The following is a 4618-nucleotide window of genomic DNA, read 5'->3' as shown; positions in this document are numbered from 1 at the left end:
CGCGCCCTCGCCGATGATCAGCCCGGCGGTGGCCCGCTGGGCGTAGTAGGCGGCCATGGACGGGGTGGCCAGCCCGTCGGCGGTGGCGCGCACCCGGCTCATCGGGGCCATCACCACACGGTTGGGCAGGGAGAGGTCACCCAGCCGGTAGGGCTGCAAGAGACTGGTCACAACGGGGCTCCTATCGAGGTCCGTGGTCGCGTACAGTGGTCACGCTAAAACCTCACATCAATGTGAGAGGCAAGCGTTGTGCCGCGGATCACGAAGGGGACGCCGTGCGAATCGGGGAACTGGCCAAGCGGACCGGTGCGAGCGTTCGACTGCTGCGCTACTACGAGGAGCAGGGCCTGATCACGAGCACCCGCAGCCCGAGCGGGCAGCGCCACTTCACCGAGCACCAGGTCGAGCGCGTGGGCTTCGTCCGGACGCTGCTGGCCGCCGGGGTCCCCACCCGCACCATCGCCGAGATGATGCCCTGCATGGACGCGCCCAGCGTGGAGACCGTGGACGGCGCCATGGAGAGCCTGGCCCGGGAGCGCGACCGCATCACCGCGCACATCGCCGAGCTGACCCGCGCCTGCGCGGCCATCGACGGCCACATGGACACCGCCCGCGAACGCCGCGCCCGCCTCACCGCCCCCCGCGCCTCCTGAGCCGACCGCCCCACCCCGGACACGCAGAAAGGGCGTTCACCGAGGTGAACGCCCTTCGTCTGTCGGGACGGCGGGATTTGAACCCACGACCCCTTGACCCCCAGTCAAGTGCGCTGCCAAACTGCGCTACGTCCCGCCGGCGGCCGTCGTGACGGCGCCAACAGGTGAAACCCTATCGCATTCCAGGAGCCTCCGGGACCAGGGGGCGGCGGGCATCACGGGGGTCACGGACGTCGCGGCCGGGTCAGCCCTTGGTGGCGACGTAGTAGTTGTTGAACGGGTCGGTGTCGATCTCCTCGACCCGTGCCCGGCCGAACCCCGCCTCGGCCAGCATGGCGAGTGCCTTCTGCTCCCCCCACGCGGTGCCCAGGCCGTCGCCGTCCAGGGCGAGGGAGACCGTCATGCAGTGCATGACGGAGGCCGTGTACAGGAAGGTCCCCCAGGGCAGGTCGGCGTTCTCCTCCAGGTTGCTGGACGCCTTGATGTCCACCATGAGGAACCTGCCGCCGGGCCGCAGCGCCCGGTGGATCGCGGCGAGCACCCGGGCCGGGTGCGCCTGGTCGTGGATGGAGTCGAAGGCCGTCATGAGGTCGTAGCCCTCCTCGATGTCCAGCATGGCGACGTCGCGCAGCTCGAACCGCACGTTGGACAGCCGCATCGCGTCGGCCTCGCCGCGGGCGAACGCGATGCCCTCCTCGGAGAAGTCGTAGCCGACGAACCGGCTGTGCGGGTAGGTCCGGCCCATGACGTTGATCGCGTGGCCGCGGCCGCAGCCGACGTCGGCGACGTCGATGCCCAGGGCCAGCCGCTCGGGCAGGCCCTCCACCAGCGGCAGCGTCGTGTCGATGAGGGAGACGTCCACGACCTCGACGCTCTCCTCGGCCATGGCCTGCTGGAAGCGGTCGTAGGCGCTGTAGGGCACGCCACCGCCGTGCCGGAAGGCGTCCTCCACCTGCTCGTCCACCTGCGCCAGCATGGGCAGGAACGACACGAACCGGGCGAGGTTGTCGGGCCCCGCCGCGCGGGTCAGGCAGACGGCGTGCTCGGCGGGCAGCAGGTAGGTCCGGGTCCGCGGGTCGTACTCGACCACGCCGGACATGGTCGACCCGGCCAGCCACTCGCGCACGTAGCGCTCGTTCAGCCCGGCGGTGTCGGCCACCTCCTGGCTGGTCATCGCGCCCCGACCAGCCATGGTGTCGAACAGGCCGAGGTGGTGGCCCATGCTGAGCAGCAGGGCGGCGCTGCCCGCGTCCATGAAGCCCAGGACCCGGCCCGTGAACTCCTCCACCCTGTCCTGGTCCAGCTCGCGCCCGGTGGTTTGCGTGGTCATCGCGGACTCCTCGGTCAGGAGCGGTCCGCCCGCACCGCGGCGGGCGGCCGGGCGGACCGGCGCCCGTACCCGCAGGACACTCCGCGGCTCTTCTCCTGGGGCGCAGGGCGCCTCGGCCGCCACATGGTCAACCGGCCATTCTACTCTTGCGCCCCTGGGATCCCGGCTATTCCCCACGAGGAGACCACCTACGGCCACCTGCGGCCATCCGCGGCCACGGCGCGGTTCAGGGTGCCTCGCTCTCCAGCACGGCGCTCCCGGGGCCGCCCACGTCACCGCGGAGCAGTTCCTCCGTCACCACGGCCGTGCCGGTGATAGCGCCCGAGGCGTCCACCCGGTGGAACTCCGTGGTCGACATCGCGGGCCCGGAGTCGTGCGACCGCCGGTAGGACCACACCTCTTCGCTCGTGTCCGCCGTCCAGGGCGACCGTCTCGTCGGTCAACAGCACGAGCGCCCCGTGGCACCACGGCAGGACCTTCCGGTCCCGGGGACGACCGCGACCGTCGCCGAAAACGCTGTGGCCGCCGAACGCGCCGTGGCCGCCCTGCCCCGGACACCGCGCGGGCGGCACTCGGCGCCGCCAGGGAGGCCGTCGCCACCGACCTCTCCGCCGCGGGCCATGCCTGCGCCACCGTCACCCAGCTCCCGACGGACCCGGCCGCACACTCCGCCCGCTGCACGAACCGGTGGCCGCCCGCCCCGGCGGAAGCGCCGCGGCACGGCGGCGGTGCGGTGGTGCGGCAGCCCGGCGGTGGCAGCCGGCCCGGCGGCGGTGTGGTGGCGGTGTGGTGGTGAGGCGACCAGAACGGCGCCCGTCTGGTGGTGACCCGGCGACCAGGCCGGCGTCGGGACGACGGCAGCCCGGCGGAAGCGCACGGCTGTGAACGCGCGCTCGCGACCAGGTTGTGGCAACCATGATCAGCAGTGCTGACGTTCAGCACTGCTGACTTTCCGTACTGCTGCGGCGCGGGGTCGGCGGCGGTGATGCGGCACGGCGGCGGAGGCGCGCTCACAACCGTGTTTCCGTAGAAATGATCAGCAGTACTGATGTTCAGCACTAGTGAACCTCCTTGGTACTGACGTTCAGTGGTGCTGACTTCCGGGGCATCCGCGGCCCGCAGGCGGGCAACGGATCGTGGGGAAACCCTCCCGGAGCGTGCACGCCGCCCCTACGCTGGTGCCGTCCGCCCGCGCGACACAGCACGGCGCGATACCGGCGGACGGCACGGGCCACCGCTGCGGCGCATCGGGAAGGACTCCACATGGCCTTCGACGGCATCGGGGAGATCGAGGAATCCGTCGGCTCCGAGGTCCCCTTCGCTACCCGCCTCAAGCTCCACCGCTCCCGCAGAGGCCTGACCCGAGAAGTGCTGGGCGGGCTGGTGGGCCGCTCCGCCTCCTGGGTGAAGGCCCTGGAGACCGGCCGCCTGGGCACCCCCAAACTGCCGCTGCTGCTCAAACTGGCCGAGGCGCTGCGGGTACGCGACCTGGCCGAGCTGACCGGGGCCGGATCGATCCCGGTCGAGCCGTTCAGCGGCCCCGGGCACCGGCGGCTGCCCGCCGTGCGGGCCGCGATCAACGCGTTCGCGCCCGCCGCCGACCGCCCCGCGCCGACGCTGCCCCACCTGCGGTCCAGGCTGCGGGGGGCGTGGCGGGCCCGGCACGCGGCCCCCGACCACCGCGAGGTCCTGGGCTCGCTGCTGCCGGAGCTGATCGAGGACGCGCAGGCGGCCGTGCACCAGGCCGCCCGGGAGTCCGACCGGAGGGCCGCCCGCGCCGTGCTGTCCGAGGTGTACTCGCTGGCGCAGTTCTTCATCGCCTACCAGCCCGCGCAGAGCCTGCTGTGGCGGGTGTGCGAGCGCGCCGTGGTGACCGCCCGCGAGGCCGACGACCCGCGGGCCCTGGGCATCGCCGCCTGGCTGATGGTCCAGGCGCACCGCGACGCCGGGGACTGGGACGCCGCGGACGCGGTGGCCGAGGGGGCGCTGGCACACCTGGGCGGGCACCTGGCGCGGCGGGACTGCGACGAACTCCAGTCGCTGTGGGGATCCCTCCAGTTCGAGGCCGGGTACACCGCCGCCCGGCGCGGCGAGGCCGGCGCGGCCTGGCACCGGTGGGACACGGCGCGGCAGGCCGTGGAGCGGCTCCCGGAGGGGTTCTACCACCCGGTGACCTCGTTCTCCCGGGCCGTCATGGGCGCTCACGCGGTGACGGTGGCGGTGGAGCTGCGCAGCGGCGGCGAGGGGGTGCGCCAGGCACTGCGTTCGGAGGCGCGCGTCATCCCGTCGCGGCCGCGGCGGGCCCGGCACCGGATCGAGCAGGCCCGGGCGCACCGGCTGGACGGACGGGAGGGCGACGCGCTGCGGCTGCTGGCGCAGGCGCACGCCACCGCCCCGGAGACCATCCGCTACAACGGCCACGCCCGCGCCATGATCATGGAGGGCCTGCGCTCGCGCGAGCACCGTGCGCAGGCGGCCGAGCTGGCCGACCGGGTGGGCGTCCCGGCCTGACCCGGCCCGCCCGCGCCGGCCCTGCGCCGCCCCCAGCACACCCCTGACCTGGTCTTTGCCGTCCAGGGGGCACATTCCGTACCCCCTGTTCCGGGCGGGGCGGGTTAGCGTCGGTGGGGTCCCG

General features: G+C 73.4%; 5 protein-coding genes and 1 tRNA gene. 2 read left to right on the top strand and 4 right to left on the bottom strand.

All coding sequences use genetic code 11. The annotated features are described in order from the left end of the window. Positions 1-171 (bottom strand): oxidoreductase (locus ACJOT3_RS32720; protein ID WP_489685966.1); only part of this gene is annotated, 171 nt, incomplete at its 3' end. A 104-nt stretch (positions 172-275) separates the two neighbouring features. Between ACJOT3_RS32720 and ACJOT3_RS32715 the strand changes: the two genes are divergently transcribed. Continuing rightward, complete coding sequence (locus ACJOT3_RS32715; RefSeq protein WP_406977002.1) at positions 276-653, top strand: MerR family transcriptional regulator; 378 nt, start codon at positions 276-278, stop codon at positions 651-653. Positions 654-715: 62 nt separating this feature from the next. Here ACJOT3_RS32715 and ACJOT3_RS32710 read toward each other — a convergent pair. The 3 genes from ACJOT3_RS32710 to ACJOT3_RS32700 all read right to left on the bottom strand — a co-directional run bounded on the left by ACJOT3_RS32710 (position 716) and on the right by ACJOT3_RS32700 (position 2341). Next, positions 716-789 (bottom strand) — tRNA-Pro (locus ACJOT3_RS32710). A gap of 108 nt (positions 790-897) precedes the next feature. Next, positions 898-1983 (bottom strand): class I SAM-dependent methyltransferase, encoded by a 1086-nt coding sequence (locus ACJOT3_RS32705; protein WP_406977001.1) that lies wholly within the window; start codon positions 1981-1983, stop codon positions 898-900. Between the two features lie 226 nt (positions 1984-2209). After that, a complete protein-coding gene (locus ACJOT3_RS32700) occupies positions 2210-2341 on the bottom strand; it encodes a hypothetical protein (protein WP_406977000.1) in 132 nt (43 codons plus the stop codon). Between the two features lie 905 nt (positions 2342-3246). Here ACJOT3_RS32700 and ACJOT3_RS32695 point away from each other — a divergent pair. After that, a complete protein-coding gene (locus ACJOT3_RS32695; protein ID WP_406976999.1) occupies positions 3247-4494 on the top strand; it encodes a helix-turn-helix domain-containing protein in 1248 nt (415 codons plus the stop codon). The last annotated feature ends 124 nt before the right edge of the window (positions 4495-4618 follow it).

This window comes from Nocardiopsis protaetiae, assembly GCF_045446735.1.
Taxonomy (GTDB): domain Bacteria; phylum Actinomycetota; class Actinomycetes; order Streptosporangiales; family Streptosporangiaceae; genus Nocardiopsis; species Nocardiopsis protaetiae.
The sequence above is the reverse complement of the archived record's forward strand: the minus strand, read 5'-3'. Positions and strand labels throughout refer to the sequence as shown.